The sequence below is a fragment of the Adhaeribacter radiodurans genome (assembly GCF_014075995.1).
GTDB lineage: Bacteria > Bacteroidota > Bacteroidia > Cytophagales > Hymenobacteraceae > Adhaeribacter > Adhaeribacter radiodurans.
In genome coordinates this window covers 1,008,696-1,025,485 of the sequence record NZ_CP055153.1, presented here as the reverse complement: position 1 = coordinate 1,025,485, position 16,790 = coordinate 1,008,696, and the positions used below count along the sequence as shown (strand labels likewise).

Sequence of the window (16,790 nt, the reverse complement as noted above, 5' to 3'; positions counted from 1 at the left end):
ATCTACATACTAAATATCAATACCCCTCATTCTGCTCAATGGCAGGTGAGCTGGTAATAACTACCAGAGCGGGAATCGGGTACAAAAGCTGGTAAGGCTTAATGGATGTCGAAATTCCAACTGTAATTTTCCCAGGACCAGAGACTTTTTCATTCATGACTGTTAGTGCCCGATCTGTACGCAGAAGATCAAACCAGCGATGACCTTCAAAAGGCGACTCCAGTCGTTCTTCATTGTAAACCGCTTCTTTGAAAGTTTCATAAGTTAGATTGCTTAGATTAGCGAGGCCAGCGCGGTTCCGGACCAGGTTGATCATTGCGTAAGCTTCGGCAACCGGACCTTTATTTACTTCATTGAGTGCCTCTGCATACATTAATAGGATATCGGCATAGCGAATCACATACCAATCGGCTCCCGAATCGGCGTAGCCACCGCCTGTTTCGCGCTCTACATAACCGCGGATGTATTTGGCAGCAACAAAAGTAGTCCCATTCATGTAGCCGTCAGCGATATTATTGCGGCGTACATCACCATCCGAATAGGCGGCGGCAATATCTTCGGTCGGCTGGTTAAACCCGTAGGCGCCACCCGATGGAATGGTAATTCCTTCTGAGCCAGTTGGTGCAAAGTGATTGGGAAAGTTTGAACCGAGCCCATTGGAGGCTCCTTTAAATTGTGCCTGCCAGATCGCCTCGGAATTTCCTTGCTGTCCGGCTTTATACAGGTCGGCATACACCGGCAACAGACTATAAGTGCCCGAATCGACTACTTTTTTAAATGCTGCAACCGCTTCGGTATATTTTTTCTGAGTAAGGTAGACTTGCCCCAGCAGACTTTGAGCAGCACCCTTTGTCGCCTTTCCTACATTGGCGTCATCATAAGAAACTGGTACCAATTCCTCTGCTTTTATTAGGTCGGCTTCAATCTGTGCGTACACTTCCTGCACGGTAGCCCGACCCACTTTGTAGCTGGCATCGAGATCCATTACAGGTTCGGTTACGAGCGGAACGCCGCCAAATAACCTAACGAGGTTGAAATAGCCCAAAGCTCTCAGCGTAAGTGCTTCCCCGGTGTATTGCTTTTTCAGTTCATCCGAAAAGCTTGCACCGTCAATGCGGGCAAGGATACTGTTGCATCTTGCGATCAGGGTGTAGCTGCTTTGCCAAAAGGCAGTGAGATGCTCATTGTCAGTCGTTTCCCGAAATTCGTCAATATTCCTCTTAGCATCATTCCCATCCCCGCCAGCGGTGAGCTCAGTGGTGTTATCGGAGCGCAAATCAACCAGCAGGGAATAGTACCCATTACCCGAATACACTTGCGCGAAAGCCGAATAGGCACCCACCAGCGCCTGTTTAAAATCAGATTCGGTTTTGAAAAAATTTGTTTCGCCGATCTGAGAAATGGGTTCTGATTCCAGGAAATCTTCACAGGACGTTCCTGAAAATGTTAGGATAACCAGGGCAACAGCTATTTTTAAATTTTTTGAGATCATATGAATCAATGTTAAAAAATTGATTTGTTATCGGTTGGATCAGAAACCAAGGTTGAGGCCAAACACAATGGTTCTTGCCATGGGGTAAGTGCCATAATCGATGCCAGGCGTGAGCGCAGAAGAAATCCAGGGATCGCCTTCGGTCGTATTCACCTCTGGATTGTATCCGGTGTATTTGGTGAAGGTGTGCAGGTTTTGAATGTTTACGTACGCTCTTGCATTTCGCAAAATTGTCCCGGTGAGAATTTTGCCAAGTTTATAACCAATGGTAACGTTTCTGATGCGCAGGAATGAGGCATCGTCTACCAGCCAGGAGGAGATTGTCCGGTTATTAGCCGAGCTTCCCGGGCCAAATGTCTTGCCATCACCTGGTTCCTCAGGCGAACGCCAGTAGTTCTTGAAAGCTTCACCATTGTTCCGGTAATTACTGCGTTTGGTAAGGTTCATCACCTCTACATCCTGAGCGCCTTGCAGCGAAAAGCCAAAGTCAAAGTTTCCGTAGTTGAAGCTGTTTGTAATGCCATAGGTAAACTTGGGAAGGTTATTGCCGATAATGGTCTTGTCGGAGTCATTGATTACGCCATCATTATTGAGGTCCCTGAATTTGGCATCACCTGCATTCGTGTTCGGTAAATGAGCGGAAGCATTAACTTCGTCAATTGTATTATAAACACCATCGAAAACATAACCATAATAACTTCCCAGCGGGCTGCCGATCTGAGTAATGTGTGTCAAAGAGTTCTCCTGGGCACGGTTGGCAACAATAATTGGTGTGCCGCCATTTCCAAGTGATTCCACCTTATTGGTGTTAAAGGAAATGTTGGCGTTGGTGGTCCAGGTAAATTTATCCGTATTAAAATTCCTGGTTTCCAAGGCAAGTTCTACTCCTTTATTACGCAGACTTCCCAGATTGCGTAGGGCGGTTTCAAAACCAGTTGAAAGGGGCACAGGAACATTAAGAAGCAGGTCAGATGTTAGTTTGTTGTAATAATCAGCGGAAAGGTAAATCCGGTTTTGGAAAAGTCCCAAGTCCAATCCTAAGTCTATTTCTTTGGCCTTTTCCCATCCAAGGTTTACATTTCCCAAAGAACCTTGCGCTAATCCGCTGGCAATGGAACCATCACCTGAGCCCAAAATATAGTTACTACCGTAAATTAAGCCGACGGATGCATAATCGGGTATCTGGTTATTACCAATCAAACCATAACTGGCACGCAACTTCAACTCACTAACAGCAGTTACATCCGCCATAAATTCTTCCTGGCCAATTCTCCATCCCACCGAAGCTGAAGGAAAATTTCCCCATTTGTTTTCCGAACCGAAACGAGAGGAACCATCGCGACGGAAAGTGGCGGTTAAAAAGTACTTCTCGTCGAAATTGTAAGTCGCCCGGCTTAATAAGGAGAGTAGTGTCCATTGTGAACGCATAGAATTTCCACCCGTTACGATCCCCGCATTTAGCGTAGGTACCAGGTCATTCGGGAATGAATTTGCATTGACTGCCGTAGAGTTGAAAGTCGATTTCTGTTCTGTTAACCCTACCAGCACATTTACATTATGCCGATCAGCAAACGAATTGTCGTAGGTCAATGTGTTTTCATTGATCCAGCTAATATTCGTAGCCGCGTAAGAACGACCGTAAGATGGATTTACACTGATAAAAGAGGGCGAAAATTTGTTGTTATTGAAAGTATTAACATCCGCATTGATACTTGTTTTGAATTGAAGGTTTTTCAGGATATCAATTGTGGTAAACAAGCTACCAACCGTGCTGAACTGGTTCATAGTGTTCTGAATACCTTCACCAAAAGCCAGCGCGTTGTTGTAGTTGATATTTTGCGTGGTGCCATCGTCATAATGCAGCGTGTAAGCTGTTGCGTAAGTACCGTCTGCATTCCGCGCGGGATATAAACCCGGGGTTGACATCACGGTAGTGGCTACGGCGCCATAATCAGAAATCCCGCCTGTTGTGGCAATGCGGTTATTTGTGTAGGATGGAGCGATGCGGAAGCCGACTCTGATCTTTTCCGACGCTTTCGCATCCACATTCAGACGAAACGCATATTTTTTAAAGCCAGAATTGATCACAATGCCTTCCTGATTTTGATAGTTACCTGACAAGTAATACCGTGCATTCTCCGTGCCGCCGGAAGCCGAAAGCTGGTAGTTTTGCATGGGTGCCTGGCGATAAAGCAGGTCTTGCCAATCGGTGAAAGGCAGTGACGCGGCATTCTTAAATTCATCCGCAATCTTGTATTGTGGTCCGCTTCTGGCCGAATTAGGATCAGTGGCTTTCCCGCCTGCACGCACCCAGTCTGTATTTCTCATGTCAATCTGGCGTTGCGCGTATTCCTGGTTGCTCATGATTCCAACTTTTTTCGCAATTTCCTGAAAACCGTAACTTACATTCAGGCTGTACTGCGACCTACCTGCCACGCCTTGCTTGGTGGTAATCAGAACCACGCCATTAGATCCGCGCGATCCATAAATAGAGGTAGCAGCAGCGTCTTTGAGTACATCAATGGACTGAATATCATCCGGGTTGATACTTGCTAGCGGATTAACCGGAGATTGATCCCCAATATCTCCCCCCTGGGCTGACGCATTACTAACTGAATTATCGAGCGGCACACCATCGACCACATACAAAGGCTGGTTGCCCGCCGTAATGGACCCCGTACCCCTGATTTTCAAGGAAATGCCACCGCCCGGCGCAGCAGATGTCTGCTGTACCTGTACACCCGCCATCTGTCCAGCCAACGCTTCACCGAATGAAACTACCGCCCGATCCTGCAATTGCCGAGCATTGACTGAGGCTACTGAACCTGTGAGTTCACGCTTCGACTGGCTTCCATACCCAACCACAACAACTTCGTTCAATGCCCTGCCACCAGTTTCGAGTTGCGGTGAAATAGTTGACCGGTTTCCGACAGGCTCCTCTACATCACTGTACCCAATATAGGTAAACAGCAATGTGCTATTTGCAGGCACCTGAATTTTATAGTTTCCATTTACATCAGAAACAACACCATCATTGCCGCCTTTAACTCGAATAGATACGCCGATCAGCGGTTCACGGGTCGCTTTGTCTGTAACCTGACCACTCACAGTGATCATATTCGTCCGGTTAGACGTCTGAGCCTGAGCAGTAGTACATAATAATAAAAGGAATAATACTTTAAAGAGTATTCCCAGAAACACTCCGCGCTCAGTGCAGAAATAATAGCCTTCGGTAAAATTTAATTTTCCCATAAGTTATGGAAGTAAGGGGTCTAAAAATGATTAAATCGAAAGGTTTCGGAACAAATATATGCCATTTGTTCAAAATAAAAATTTTTTGCAAGAAAAAATAAGCGTTATTTTGTAAAAAGAAAGGTAATGATAGTTTTGGTGAAATATTATTAATAAATAGCTAGTACACGAAAGTGTTTGTAGCCACCAATATAGGTGATGGTGAGTGTTAGCTACTCAAAATATGATATGAGATTAAGAAAGAAATGTTACAATAAAAAATGTTCTTTATCGTGATACTCTACCCTACCTTGTATTATACAGGGTAAAAATGCGTATTGCTTTAGTCGTTAGTTTTATGAATGGCATGCAAATCCCTCAGCGAATGGCCAAACAGACAATGAAAGTACACGGGACTCCAAGTTACAGCAATAGTGAAATCAATTTTAATCTTAGCGGGTTAGAAATCGTTATCCATCCTTGTTGAACTGAAAGATAATCAGATTTCATAAAAAGGGAGATTACAAAATAATGTGAGCCTATTTTGTACCAAAAGAAAAAGGACTTAACTTTTTATAGCTAAGTCCTTTATTATCAGGTAGCGGGAACAGGACTCGAACCTGTGACCTTTGGGTTATGAGCCCAACGAGCTACCAACTGCTCCATCCCGCACTGTTTGTAATACAAAAGTAGGGTGTCTGTATTAAAAAACCAAATAATTCTTAATTAAAACCAAAAATCAGCTTTAACTTATTTAGCTTGAAGCACTTAATTTTTATATTTGTTCTAAAACCGGCTCGTAATACCAAAATGAATGCGGGAGTAATTAAGACTTATTGGTTGATTTAAGACTTTAGATTGCCCCACCGAATAAATAAACTGAAAAATACCTGCTCCGGTACTAAAACTAATTCCGGTACCTAAACCAAACGGATACTCCTGCGTCCGGTCTTTACTTATCTGGCGATGGTAATAACCCTGGTCATAAAAAAGTAATACGTACGAATCAGAACCTGTAAAGAGGCGGTATTCTAAAGTACCAATGGCATAACGCGAGGCATAGAAAGTATATTCCGGAAAACCTCGTAAGGAGTTAAGTCCACCCAAGCGAAATAAATCGTTATAAAATAATTGTGGATTAATTAAAGCTTCGCCGTTTAAACGCGTTAACACCACACTCCGTTGGTTTAATTTAAAATAATACTCACTGCGCAAGCTCAAAGATATTTGAGTAGTTTTTAACCGAATAGTATCGTAATAGCTAGCTTCGCGGTTTAGATTGCGTTTTATATTTTTATTGCCAATGGCTATCTGACCACTCACCTGATATCCTCTACGAGGGAAATAAAAATCATCGAGGGTTTGACGTAAATACTGCATACCATAGGCGTGATAATTAAAATCGGCGAGCGGTATAGAATCCTGACGAGCTTGCAAGCCTACCGGCGACAACAAAAGGCGGGAATTTTGCAGTTCAGTAAAAAAAGTAATTTTTCCGGCTCGAGGGGTATTAAATCCAAATTGCAAGCGGGGTTTTAAGGTGATAAAAGCCGTATCTTGTTTATACAGGTTAAAGGTAAAGCCAAGTTCAATAGGAGAACCCAACAAATTAGGATGCAGATAACTGGCATTTAGTAATTGCGAGCCGCGCTGTACCTTGCGCCAATGCAGACCTAGTTCCTTGCCGCTGCCCTTTATATTACGAATATCCAGATTTACTTCACCGGTTACTAATAGCTTTTGCTCTTTCCCTTTAGGCTCGGGCAAGAATCCAACAATGCCATCGAACTGGTTTGATTTTTTATCTTTTAGAAACAAATATAAGCGGGCCCGATCCCGGCCAAACTGCAGCAAACCAGATTGAGTACTTTCCAGATAAGGTAATTGTTTTAATAAACGAGGTACATTATTTACTTTTTGCTGGTCGTATAACTGACCAGGATAAATTTGCAAATAGCGGCTTAAAAAACGGGTTGTTGTTTTGGTAGCTCCATTTATTTGCAAGGAATCAAATAAAATAAGCGGCCCTTTCTCTACTAAAATAGAAGCATCGATGAAGCTTTCTGAAACGTCAAGGGAATCCAGGCGAATGCTGGCAAACGGGTAACCGTTGTTTTCGGCTTGCGTTAAAACAGCTTCTTGCAATTTTACCCATTCTGCCGGCAGAAAAGGTTTGCCGGTATATAATTTTTCTTTGTATCCGGCCTGAATAAGTAAATTTTCCACTACGTTTCCGCTCCGCAAACGGGCCCACCGGTATTTTTCGCCAATAAAGAGCTGACTATATAAAGTGCCTTGCTGGTAATAAAAAGTATCAACGGAAGCCATTAAATAACCATCGTGCTGCAGTTGCTTCATTAAGCTACGAATACCTTGGCGAGCCGCCAATGAATCTGGAAACTGTAATGGGTAAACATATTTGCGTAAAATTTCCCGATCTTTGCCCGAAACTTTTACTTTTAAAGTAACCGCCTGCTGCGCCCAACCGGTAAAGCTAAGCAGTAAGAAAAAGATAAGGCCGGTTAGATTTTTGTACATTTGCTCAATAATAAGCCAGTAAATAAACTTTTTACTGGCCAGCATGTTGCTGTAACATTGTAAAATTGAGCTATTGTTCCGCAAAAACCAAACTATTAAGCCCCTGCCGGTTGTTTTCTATTTAGTAAAAACACTGCTCTTTATTGTTCTTAAAACACGTTAACTCTACCCAAAAATTGACCGGTATTTATATTCATGTCCCTTTTTGCAAGCAGGCCTGTCATTACTGCGATTTTCATTTTAGTACTTCTATGCGCCGAAAGCACGAAGTAGTACAAGCAATTTGTCAGGAAATTATTTTGCAGCAGAATTATTTATCTAGCCGGGAATTGCAAACTATTTACCTGGGTGGCGGCACACCTTCGCTGTTAACAGCAACGGAACTAGATAAAATTTTTACTACGCTTCATCAACATTTCACGATTGCTGCTGATGCCGAAATAACTCTGGAAGCCAACCCTGACGATTTAACTGCTGCTAAAATAAATGAATTAAAACAATCGCCGGTAAACCGCTTGAGCATTGGGTTACAATCCTTCCACGATCCTCATTTACGATTAATGAACCGGGTTCATTCGGCGAATGAATCTTTAGCTTCGGTACAATTGGCCCAAGATTCTGGTTTTTCTAATATTACCGTTGATTTAATCTATGGCATTCCGGCCGCGAATCATTCTATTTGGGCTAAGGACTTAGAACAAGTAGTAGCCTTGCAAGTACCCCATGTATCGGCTTATGCTTTAACCATAGAACCTAAAACGGCACTGGGCAATTGGACGAAAAAAGGCACCTTTATACCCAGCGAAGATGAATTTGTAGCAACTCAGTTTGAAATGTTGCTGACTCACATGCAGACACATGGCTACGAGCAATACGAAATATCAAACTTCGCGCAACCAGGTTGGGAATCCAGGCACAATAGTAATTACTGGAAGGGAGTTCCGTATTTGGGTCTTGGCCCGAGTGCCCATTCTTTTAACGGCTCTTCGCGGCAATATAACGTGGCGAACAACAGCCAATATTTGGCCGCCCTTTCCCAAAATAAAATACCCGCTACCGTTGAGACTCTTAGCTTGGCAGATCAGGCAAATGAATATTTAATGACTACCCTCCGGACTATTTGGGGCTGCGATTTAAATAAAATAAAAAATACATTCGGCTTTGATTTACAGCAACTGCACGGCAATTATTTATCGCGTATTATTCAAAAAGGAATGGCTCAATTAGAAAATAATACCCTCACCTTAACTAACCAGGGCAAACTGTTAGCCGACCAGATCACTCTAGATTTATTTATAGCAGAATAGCCTTTTTGCTTTGTCTCGCTATTATAAGTATATATATACTTTGCGTTTATTTTAGCAAAATTTAACCATTGATTTAACCTTTAACTATAAACATGAGCAATTCGGTAAGTGGGAATCCTATGATATTTTATTTTATAATACTCAAATTCAAACAATAGCTTTCGGACCTTTGGTCAGATATTATCACTTTATCAGGTTAGAATTAGTTGTATTTGGCCAAGCGTCCCTTACCTAAATCGCAACTTTAACCGGAAAGATTATTACGGAATATCTCCTAAGGTTGCTCTGGGTTTAACTTATTTTATTTCTTATAGACTAGGATCAGAACTGAATCTTGAAGGCATGACGTATCCGCACGGAGTTTACAAACCACGGGATTAATACAAAGCAACGAACAATGAAATAGAACTCAATCTTATTAAAGGCACCCAAATTGGAGTAAGTTTTTTTCCTTTCACATTGATTAATCTGCTAATTGAGCCTGTACTCGGCCGTAACGAGTATCTGGAAATTCTTCTAAGTACTGTTTTTTAAGGTTTAATTTATTTTTCTTGGCGTAATCAAATAGTTCGGAATAAAGTTTATTCGGCGCTAAAAAATAATGGGCCTTTACGCTGGCTTGTACCACCGGTTTACTTCCTGGCCATTTATGTAGTTCAAACCCTTCGGGTAGTGCTACCAACGAATCAGGTACCACTACCCCAATTAACGCCCGAATACTATCGTGGGCCTCTTCGGGATTGTTATAATATATATTACCTAAATAGCCAGCTATTTTCTTTTCTTCGAGCAGTTTAGCTGCTTCCTGAAAATAAAGACCTAAGTTTTTATCTTTCATACTGCCTTCAAAATATCTGCCCGCAATAAATACTGGTTTAGAAGTAGTTCTAATTACTTGTACTGCATTAAAACCACCCAGATAGGCATAAATTCCAAAACCAATTAGTAATATAAAAACAATAATAAAACTAAACTTTCTGTTCACGGAGGTAACTAAATTGAATAATCGGATAAAGGTATTTGAAATAAGAAGTAGAAACTAAACAACCCGGGGTAAATCTACCAGTTAACTTTTATTTAAAACAACTAGCAAGTAGGTTTAATAGCAGCAGAAACTTATTCTTTAAATCACTTCTTTGTACTGCATCTTATAAAGTTGGGTGTAATATCCTTCGTTCTGCATTAACTCTTCGTGGGTGCCAGCTTCTTTTATCTCGCCTCTATCCATTACAATAATTTTATCGGCTTTTTGGATGGTAGACAAACGGTGCGCAATAACAATAGAAGTACGCCCTTGCATTAACTGTTGAATGGCATATTGAATTAACTCCTCCGTTTCAGAATCTACTGAAGAAGTGGCCTCGTCGAGAATAATAATTTTAGGATCGTACACCATGGCCCGGACAAACGAAATTAACTGGCGCTGCCCTACCGATAAAGTTGCCCCCCGTTCCATTACTTTATAATCCAAACCACCGGGTAAACGCTGAATAAACTTATCGGCTCCTACCAATTCGGCTGCTTGCCAAATCTGCTCCGTTGTTATGGCTTTATTCCCCAGAGTAATATTATCGGCAATAGAACCCGAAAATAAGAATACATCTTGCAGTACTACACCTATGTGCTGGCGTAAAACACTTAAATCATATTCTTTTAAATCGTGGCCATCTACACGAATAATACCTTTGTTAATTTCGTAAAAACGGCTCAACAAATTAATAATTGATGTTTTACCGGCTCCGGTTGCCCCCACAAATGCCACTGTTTGACCAGCTTTTACATTAAAGGAAATGTCGCGGAGTACCCATTCTTCGTTGTTATAAGCAAACCATACGTGCTCAAATTGCACATCACCTTTAATAGTAGCCGGGGCGTAATTTCCTGTATCTGAAATAAGTTCGTTGCTATCCAATAGCTTTAATATACGGTCGGTACTTACTACACCCAGCTGCAAAGTATTAAACCGGTCGGCAATTTGGCGGATAGGCCGGAAAAACATGGCGATGTACATAATAAAGGCAATAAGTACCCCCAAGGTAATATCTTCGTTTAAAACCCCTTTAGCTCCGTACCAAACCAGTAAACCGGTACCTGCGGCGCCAATTACTTCGGCCACCGGAAAGTAGATTGAATAATACAGTACCGACCGGATTTGCGCTTTGGTATGTTCCTGATTTATTTTTTCGAACTTTTGCATTTCCCGGGCTTCGTTGTTAAATATCTGCACAATACTCATACCGGTGATATGCTCCTGCACAAAAGCATTTAAACTAGCTACAGCCGTGCGCACTTCCTGAAACGAGGATTTTATTTTTTCCTTAAATATGTAAGTGCTCACAAACAATAACGGAAACATAGATAAACTCACCAAGGTCAATTTCCAGTCGATGTAGAGCATATAGCCTAAAATAAACACCAACTGCAACACATCGCCAATCATAGCGGCTAAACCTTCGCTAAATACATCCGAAAGCTGCTCCACATCCGAAACGTTACGAGTAACCAAGGTACCAATGGGAGTGCGGTCGTAAAATTTAAGGCGAAGCTTTAAAAGATGCCGGTATAATACCACCCGAATATCCCGAACGATGTACTGCCCCAACCAACCGGCAAAATAAGTATGCAGGTATTGAACCACGGCATGCCCTACCAATAATACCGCTAACCAAATAAACATGCGGTTTAAGCCGGATTTATCGCCCAGCATAATGTATTTGTCTACCGTATACTGAATCATAAACGGCCGTACAGCGGCCAGTAACGCCGAAGCAACTGTTAGAAAAATAAGAAAGTAAAATATTTTTTGGTAAGGCTTCACGAACGCGTATAATCGCCGCAGAGTACTATAGTCGAAGGCTTTACCTATTTTTGAATTTGATGTTGGTTCCAAAATTAAGGATAGAGATTAGAGCAGAAGAATCCAGGCTCCCGGAAACTGCTACTGTTTAACTGCAAATTTATTCTTTTTTAAAACGTGATAGGTCCGTTAATGTTTACTTTGCGGCCGGTAATATTCATTTAGATGAGGAAGTAAAACAATAACTACTTTATCATCAAAAAGTTTTCCGGATATTCTACCTTAATTAAAAACAAACCAGTAGCAGGTGCAGCCGCACTAGCCATCCGGCGATCCTGACTGGCAACTACTTCCTTAAAAGCCGCTACGGACAATTTACCACTACCTACATCCAGCAACGTTCCTACTATTAACCGCACCATACCACGTAAAAACCGATTAGCCCGAATAGTAAAGATAAGCATATCCGGGTCTCGTAACTGCCAGTTGGCTTGATAAAGTTGGCATTGGTAATGTTTCGTATCTCCTTTTACTTTCGAAAAAGTAGTAAAGTCTTCGAAATTCAACAAAGCTGAAGCTGCTTCGTTCAGTTGTTCTACGTTTGGATGCCGACCTAAAAAATAACTAAAAGCGCGCAAAAATGGATTATTCTGTAAACAAATACGATATTCGTAGGTACGAGCAATGGCATCAAACCGGGCATGGGCCTCTGGTAGTACTTCGTAAATATTTTTTACCGCAATATCTGGAGGTAAAATGCGATTAAACCGGTAACAAGCTTCTGTTTTGTTTAAAGTTCTGGCTACATCAAAATGCACAAATTGTTGCTCGGCATGTACCCCGGTATCGGTTCTACCACTGCCAATCGTTTCAATGGTTTCGCGTAGTACAGTACTCAGGCAGTCGTTTAATACTTGCTGCACCGATATCGCATTCGGTTGTATTTGCCAACCGTGGTAATTAGTGCCGTCGTAAGCGATTTCGAGGAAATAGCGCATATGGGCAAATATATTACAGATTTGCTCATATATATGTTTTCAGAAAACTATTTTACAGATTAACGCAGAAGCATCAACATTTTTCGTAAATAATAGCAGCCCCTTGTCCTACCCCCACGCACATGGTAGCTAAACCGAAACGCACCTTTTCGCGGCGCTGCATTTCATGCAGTAAAGTGGCAGAAATACGGGTTCCGCTCGCTCCCAATGGGTGCCCAATAGCAATAGAACCGCCGTTTACATTAACTTTACCCGGGTCAAATTTTAATTCCTGCATACAAGCTAATACCTGAGCAGCAAACGCCTCATTTAATTCAATAAGGTCAATATCGTTGAGGGTTAACCCGGCTCGTTGCAGGGCTTTTTGGGTTGCAGGCACGGGACCTATACCCATATAAGCAGGCGCGACTCCTGCCACTGCCGACGAAACAATCCGGGCTATAGGTTTTAAACGAAATCGTTTAATTACTGCCTCATTTACTAAAAGTGCGACAGCCGCTCCATCATTTATACCCGAAGAGTTACCCGCCGTAACGGTTCCATTTTCTGATACAAAAGCTGGTTTTAAAGCACCTAATTTTTCCAGAGAAGTTAAACGGGGATGCTCGTCAATTGAAAAACTTAAAGTTTCTTCTTTATTTTGCGGAATTGGAACAGGTGTAATTTCCTTTTGAAAAAAATTATTTTGTGCTGCGTGCTGGTATTTTAATTGTGATTCGTGGGCAAAAACATCTTGCTGTTCGCGGGAAATTTGCCATTTTTTAGCTACGTTCTCGGCCGTTTCGCCCATGGTATAGGGATAATATAAGTTGGCTAATTTTTTATTAATAAATCGCCAACCCAGAGTAGTATCAAACAATTGCATTTCGCGCGAAAAGGCATTCTCTGCTTTAGCTAGCACAAAAGGTGCCCGGGTCATGCTTTCTACTCCTCCTGCCAGATATATCGCGCCCTCGCCACATTTAATAGCCCGTGCTGCATCCATTATCGATTGCAACCCCGAAGCACATAATCGGTTAACGGTTGTTCCGGCTGTTTCGGGCGGTAAACCGGCTAACAATGCTGCCATGCGGGCTACGTTTCGGTTATCTTCGCCGGCTTGGTTAGCAGCGCCCAAAATAACATCTTCAATTAAATTTAAATCAATTTCCGGGTTTCGTTCTAGCAAGACCTTCATTACATGGGCCGCTAAATCATCGGGGCGCACAGAACTTAAGGAACCACCAAATTTTCCAACCGGGGTACGTACAATATCCACAATGTAGGCAGCACTCATGGTTTTTGCGAAAGAAGTGTCTATTTTTGTAAAAATATGTAAGGTAATTAACTCTGAAATGATCCAAAGAATTCAATCTGTTTTTCTGTTTCTGATAGCGGTAGCTTTAATTTGTCTGTTGTTTTTGCCCATTTGGTCAAAGACAGATGCTAATGGTCAGGAGTATGTTTTAAATGCTTTTTCTTTAGCTGCCTCTAACACTCCTTCTACTGGCAATACCATGGCTACTGTTTCAAAATCGACTATAGCCATAGCTATTTTAGCCATTTTAGCTGCGTTGGTAGCTTTATACGAAATATTTCAGTATAAAAACCGGCTCACGCAAATGAAATTAGGTTTTCTGAACACCCTGCTTTTAGCAGGTCTAATGGGAAGTTGCTTTTATTATGTTTCTTACGTAGGGGAAGAAATTGTAAAAACACCTGGCCGTGGGGAGTATGAAACCGGGTTTTATCTACCCTTACTTGCGCTGGCCTTAAATGCACTGGCTAACCGGTTTATTCGCCGCGACGAGCAACTGGTTCGTTCTGTAGACCGCTTACGTTAATTTTTTATAATACAAAATGGCTACTTAAATACGGTAGCCATTTTGTATTAATTAATAATTGAAGTTTAGCGAATCGAAGAGTTATTTCATTTTTTGAAGCAATGCCCATTGCACAGCAATTATAGTTTTGCCGTCTTCTATGGTTAAATTTACTAAATCTTCCGGAGCAACTTCTACTATTTTAATATTTTCGTGTTCTTCAGCTAAACCTCCTCCTTGCGAACTTTTCTTACTTACTTCCGCGTAAAAAACGTTTAATTTTTCGCCAAAAGCTCCCGGCGAAGAGTAATAAGAAGCAATAGAAGTAATTTTATCTACGGTATAACCTGTTTCTTCTTCTATTTCCCGGCAGGTGGCTTCTTCTAAACTTTCAGTGGGTTTGTCGTGCATACCGGCAACTATCTCTAGTACATCGTTATTGGTTGCCAAGCGGTATTGCTTAACAAAAACGTAGCGCTGCCGAACAGTATCAAAAACCAGGGCAGCTACAGCTTGCCCGGTATCAAACAGTTCTCGTTCCAGAACAGTACCTTCGGCATCTAATTTTACTTTATATAGCTTATAAAAACCATCGTAAATAACTTGCTTATCAATAATCTTCATGCAGGTTTGCGGCTATCCCTTTCAGTATCTTTCTAATTATTTGACTGCCTATACGAAAATAAGAGCTATTAAGCTGTATTAAATCTCCTTTTTACAAATTATTAGTGTAGAGGTGTATTAAATACTACCCATTGTATATTCGACAAAAACTTATTCTGGAGCATATACATAAAAAAAGCTCTGGTAAACTACCAGAGCCTTTTCAGTTAAACTACTAAACTTTAATCTTATCTTTATAGTTTTCTGGCCTCAATTACCAGCAAATCATTTTTATTACGTAAACGAAGCAGTATCAAACCTTAACATATTCTTCTGTGGCCTAAAAGAGCTTCATTCTGGTTTTTGTTAAAACAAGTATTATGCCAGTATTGTTAAATAAAAAATGGCCCGTCAGGTAATAGTACCAAACGGGCCTCGCTATTTAACTCGATTAAATAACTCTTCACAAATTTATTAAAAAATTATGGTTGTGCCTGGTAACCAACAATACAGGTAACCTCAGCTAATTGACCACCAACTAAACAGGCTTTATCTACGTGTCCTTTTTTTACAAAGCCTATTATTACTTGTTGATTTTCCTCAACAGTAAAACCATTTATTTTATATTGCTGCCGATCAGACTTTATTTCAGGTAAAGTGGTAAGATTAACAGGCACTAATATTTGGTTATTTTTAAGTACTAATACCAACCCACATCCGGGCAAATTTTTAACAGTAGCTTGAGTATCGCAGGTTTGTTGCGGTATTACTTCCTGTTCTTCTCCGTTGCAGCCTGTTAAACCAAGGACTACCACCAACAGTAAGCCACATACATACAACTTTAACGCACCCATAAATTTTATCATACCAGTTAGACAAGCCTAAGCCAAATAGGTTTAAATCAACAACTATAGATAAGATTCAGAAGCAGCTGTTTTGGTTGCTTTGCCAATAAAATTTATTTACAAGGTTCTTTAAAAGACCTGTATAAGAAAATTATAGTAAAGAGGTTAATTTACTTTCTATCGGAAGAAATAGAAAAGAATTTACTTAATCTGTTAAAAGACGTAAAGTAAGTAGAAGATTTGTCCGATTATACAACAACAGTTTTTCACCATCAATCTGATAACGGGTTATTTGCTGTAAACCTGAAATAAAATCAGTTTCAATGTTTGCATCCGGGCAAATCATTTTAGTAGAACCAATCTGGGAAAAGGCAATAGCACTTCCTTTCGAATTGAAGGCTCCAAATAATCGGTTACATCCAGCAAATCCGGTTAATTTTTGGTCCGTTACATTAAATTCCAAGTAAATTGGCCGATCTGCATTTTGCTTAATTACTTCCTGGCTGTTTAAATTTATTAATATCCACTTACCACTTTCCAGAGTAACATTGTTAATATAACTCTTCTTGTTATTAACCGAACAACTAAATAGTAGCAAGAAAATAGTTGTTAACGTTGCTTTGTAAAGTATGAATCTCATACTTATTCTGTTAAAATGGAAATTATATTCTACTTTCTTGTACAACTATAAATAGTAAATGGAGTTGTGCTGCTATCTCAGAAATCTAAATTCTAAAACTTAATGGTAGTTCGTTAAGAGGAGTGAAATACTAAAAACGTAAAGAATTAGTATACGCGCCTAAACAAAAAGAGTATGCAAGAAGGCAGAAATGCGTTTAAATATAAAATAAAAGGGGTATTACCTTAACTCAACACCCAATTTCACGTACTAATTCTTCAACTAGCGAATAAATACGTAGTCGGAAAGTGAGAATGGGAATGAATAATAAAAAAATACAGGAATCGAGGTTACAGTTAAGAGAATTTGGATATCTATACTACAGTTTATACACTTACCGTCGTAAGATTGAAGCCAATATTAGAAATATAATTCAAACAGATGCACAGTCTAGTTTTAGCTCTAATATTACCTCTTCGAGTGATTCGCACACCTTAGACGAACTTACTCAAAAGCTACGTAAAATTAATATTATTACCTCAAAGGTTATATCTTTAA

Annotated in this window: 12 protein-coding genes and 1 tRNA gene; 2 read left to right on the top strand and 11 right to left on the bottom strand. The window is 40.7% G+C overall.

The genetic code is table 11. From position 1 onward, the window contains the following. Window positions 1-16: 16 nt before the first annotated feature. The 4 genes from HUW48_RS04645 to HUW48_RS04630 all read right to left on the bottom strand — a co-directional run bounded on the left by HUW48_RS04645 (window position 17) and on the right by HUW48_RS04630 (window position 7,306). On the bottom strand, window positions 17-1,492 hold the full coding sequence (locus tag HUW48_RS04645) for a RagB/SusD family nutrient uptake outer membrane protein (protein WP_182416273.1): 1,476 nt from the start codon (window positions 1,490-1,492) through the stop codon (window positions 17-19). Between the two features lie 39 nt (window positions 1,493-1,531). Next, window positions 1,532-4,744 carry a SusC/RagA family TonB-linked outer membrane protein gene (locus HUW48_RS04640; RefSeq protein WP_182414561.1) on the bottom strand — a complete coding sequence of 1,071 codons (3,213 nt, stop codon included), beginning with the start codon at window positions 4,742-4,744 and terminating at the stop codon, window positions 1,532-1,534. Window positions 4,745-5,322: 578 nt separating this feature from the next. Beyond that, a tRNA-Met gene (locus tag HUW48_RS04635) sits at window positions 5,323-5,395 on the bottom strand. Window positions 5,396-5,509: 114 nt separating this feature from the next. Continuing rightward, on the bottom strand, window positions 5,510-7,306 hold the full coding sequence (locus tag HUW48_RS04630) for a BamA/TamA family outer membrane protein (protein WP_182414560.1): 1,797 nt from the start codon (window positions 7,304-7,306) through the stop codon (window positions 5,510-5,512). A gap of 131 nt (window positions 7,307-7,437) precedes the next feature. Between HUW48_RS04630 and hemW the strand changes: the two genes are divergently transcribed. Continuing rightward, a complete protein-coding gene (gene hemW / locus HUW48_RS04625) occupies window positions 7,438-8,568 on the top strand; it encodes a radical SAM family heme chaperone HemW (RefSeq protein ID WP_182414559.1) in 1,131 nt (376 codons plus the stop codon). Between the two features lie 463 nt (window positions 8,569-9,031). On the opposite strand, the gene HUW48_RS04620 is transcribed toward hemW, so the two are convergent. The 4 genes from HUW48_RS04620 to HUW48_RS04605 all read right to left on the bottom strand — a co-directional run bounded on the left by HUW48_RS04620 (window position 9,032) and on the right by HUW48_RS04605 (window position 13,639). Further along, window positions 9,032-9,553, bottom strand: coding sequence for a hypothetical protein (locus tag HUW48_RS04620; RefSeq protein WP_182414558.1), 522 nt, complete (start codon window positions 9,551-9,553; stop codon window positions 9,032-9,034). 138 nt (window positions 9,554-9,691) lie between these two features. Further along, window positions 9,692-11,458, bottom strand: a complete 1,767-nt coding sequence (locus tag HUW48_RS04615; protein WP_182414557.1) for an ABC transporter ATP-binding protein — start codon at window positions 11,456-11,458, stop codon at window positions 9,692-9,694. Between the two features lie 152 nt (window positions 11,459-11,610). After that, entirely contained in the window at window positions 11,611-12,363 is a 753-nt protein-coding gene (truA, locus tag HUW48_RS04610; protein WP_182414556.1) for a tRNA pseudouridine(38-40) synthase TruA, read from the bottom strand. A 73-nt stretch (window positions 12,364-12,436) separates the two neighbouring features. Then, window positions 12,437-13,639 (bottom strand): thiolase family protein, encoded by a 1,203-nt coding sequence (locus HUW48_RS04605; RefSeq protein ID WP_182414555.1) that lies wholly within the window; start codon window positions 13,637-13,639, stop codon window positions 12,437-12,439. 58 nt (window positions 13,640-13,697) lie between these two features. On the opposite strand from HUW48_RS04605, the gene HUW48_RS04600 reads away from it, so the two are divergent. Beyond that, window positions 13,698-14,186, top strand: a complete 489-nt coding sequence (locus HUW48_RS04600; RefSeq protein ID WP_182414554.1) for a DUF4293 domain-containing protein — start codon at window positions 13,698-13,700, stop codon at window positions 14,184-14,186. Window positions 14,187-14,267: 81 nt separating this feature from the next. Here the strand turns inward: HUW48_RS04600 and HUW48_RS04595 are convergent, their stop codons facing one another. From HUW48_RS04595 to HUW48_RS04585, 3 genes are all read right to left on the bottom strand, one after another. Next, complete coding sequence (locus HUW48_RS04595) at window positions 14,268-14,789, bottom strand: NUDIX domain-containing protein (protein WP_182414553.1); 522 nt, start codon at window positions 14,787-14,789, stop codon at window positions 14,268-14,270. 461 nt (window positions 14,790-15,250) lie between these two features. Further along, the gene (locus tag HUW48_RS04590) at window positions 15,251-15,634 is read right to left on the bottom strand and encodes a hypothetical protein (protein WP_182414552.1); all 384 of its coding nucleotides are present in this window, start codon (window positions 15,632-15,634) and stop codon (window positions 15,251-15,253) included. Window positions 15,635-15,818: 184 nt separating this feature from the next. Next, a complete protein-coding gene (locus HUW48_RS04585; RefSeq protein ID WP_182414551.1) occupies window positions 15,819-16,253 on the bottom strand; it encodes an META domain-containing protein in 435 nt (144 codons plus the stop codon). Window positions 16,254-16,790 lie beyond the last annotated feature (537 nt).

Coding starts and splice junctions, on each gene's coding strand:
- HUW48_RS04645 (WP_182416273.1), bottom strand. CDS start 1,492: ATGATCTCAAAAAATTTAAAAATAGCTGTTGCCCTGGTTATCCTAACA.
- HUW48_RS04640 (WP_182414561.1), bottom strand. CDS start 4,744: ATGGGAAAATTAAATTTTACCGAAGGCTATTATTTCTGCACTGAGCGC.
- HUW48_RS04630 (WP_182414560.1), bottom strand. CDS start 7,306: ATGCTGGCCAGTAAAAAGTTTATTTACTGGCTTATTATTGAGCAAATG.
- truA (WP_182414556.1), bottom strand. CDS start 12,363: ATGCGCTATTTCCTCGAAATCGCTTACGACGGCACTAATTACCACGGT.
- HUW48_RS04605 (WP_182414555.1), bottom strand. CDS start 13,639: ATGAGTGCTGCCTACATTGTGGATATTGTACGTACCCCGGTTGGAAAA.
- HUW48_RS04600 (WP_182414554.1), top strand. CDS start 13,698: ATGATCCAAAGAATTCAATCTGTTTTTCTGTTTCTGATAGCGGTAGCT.
- HUW48_RS04595 (WP_182414553.1), bottom strand. CDS start 14,789: ATGAAGATTATTGATAAGCAAGTTATTTACGATGGTTTTTATAAGCTA.
- HUW48_RS04590 (WP_182414552.1), bottom strand. CDS start 15,634: ATGATAAAATTTATGGGTGCGTTAAAGTTGTATGTATGTGGCTTACTG.
- HUW48_RS04585 (WP_182414551.1), bottom strand. CDS start 16,253: ATGAGATTCATACTTTACAAAGCAACGTTAACAACTATTTTCTTGCTA.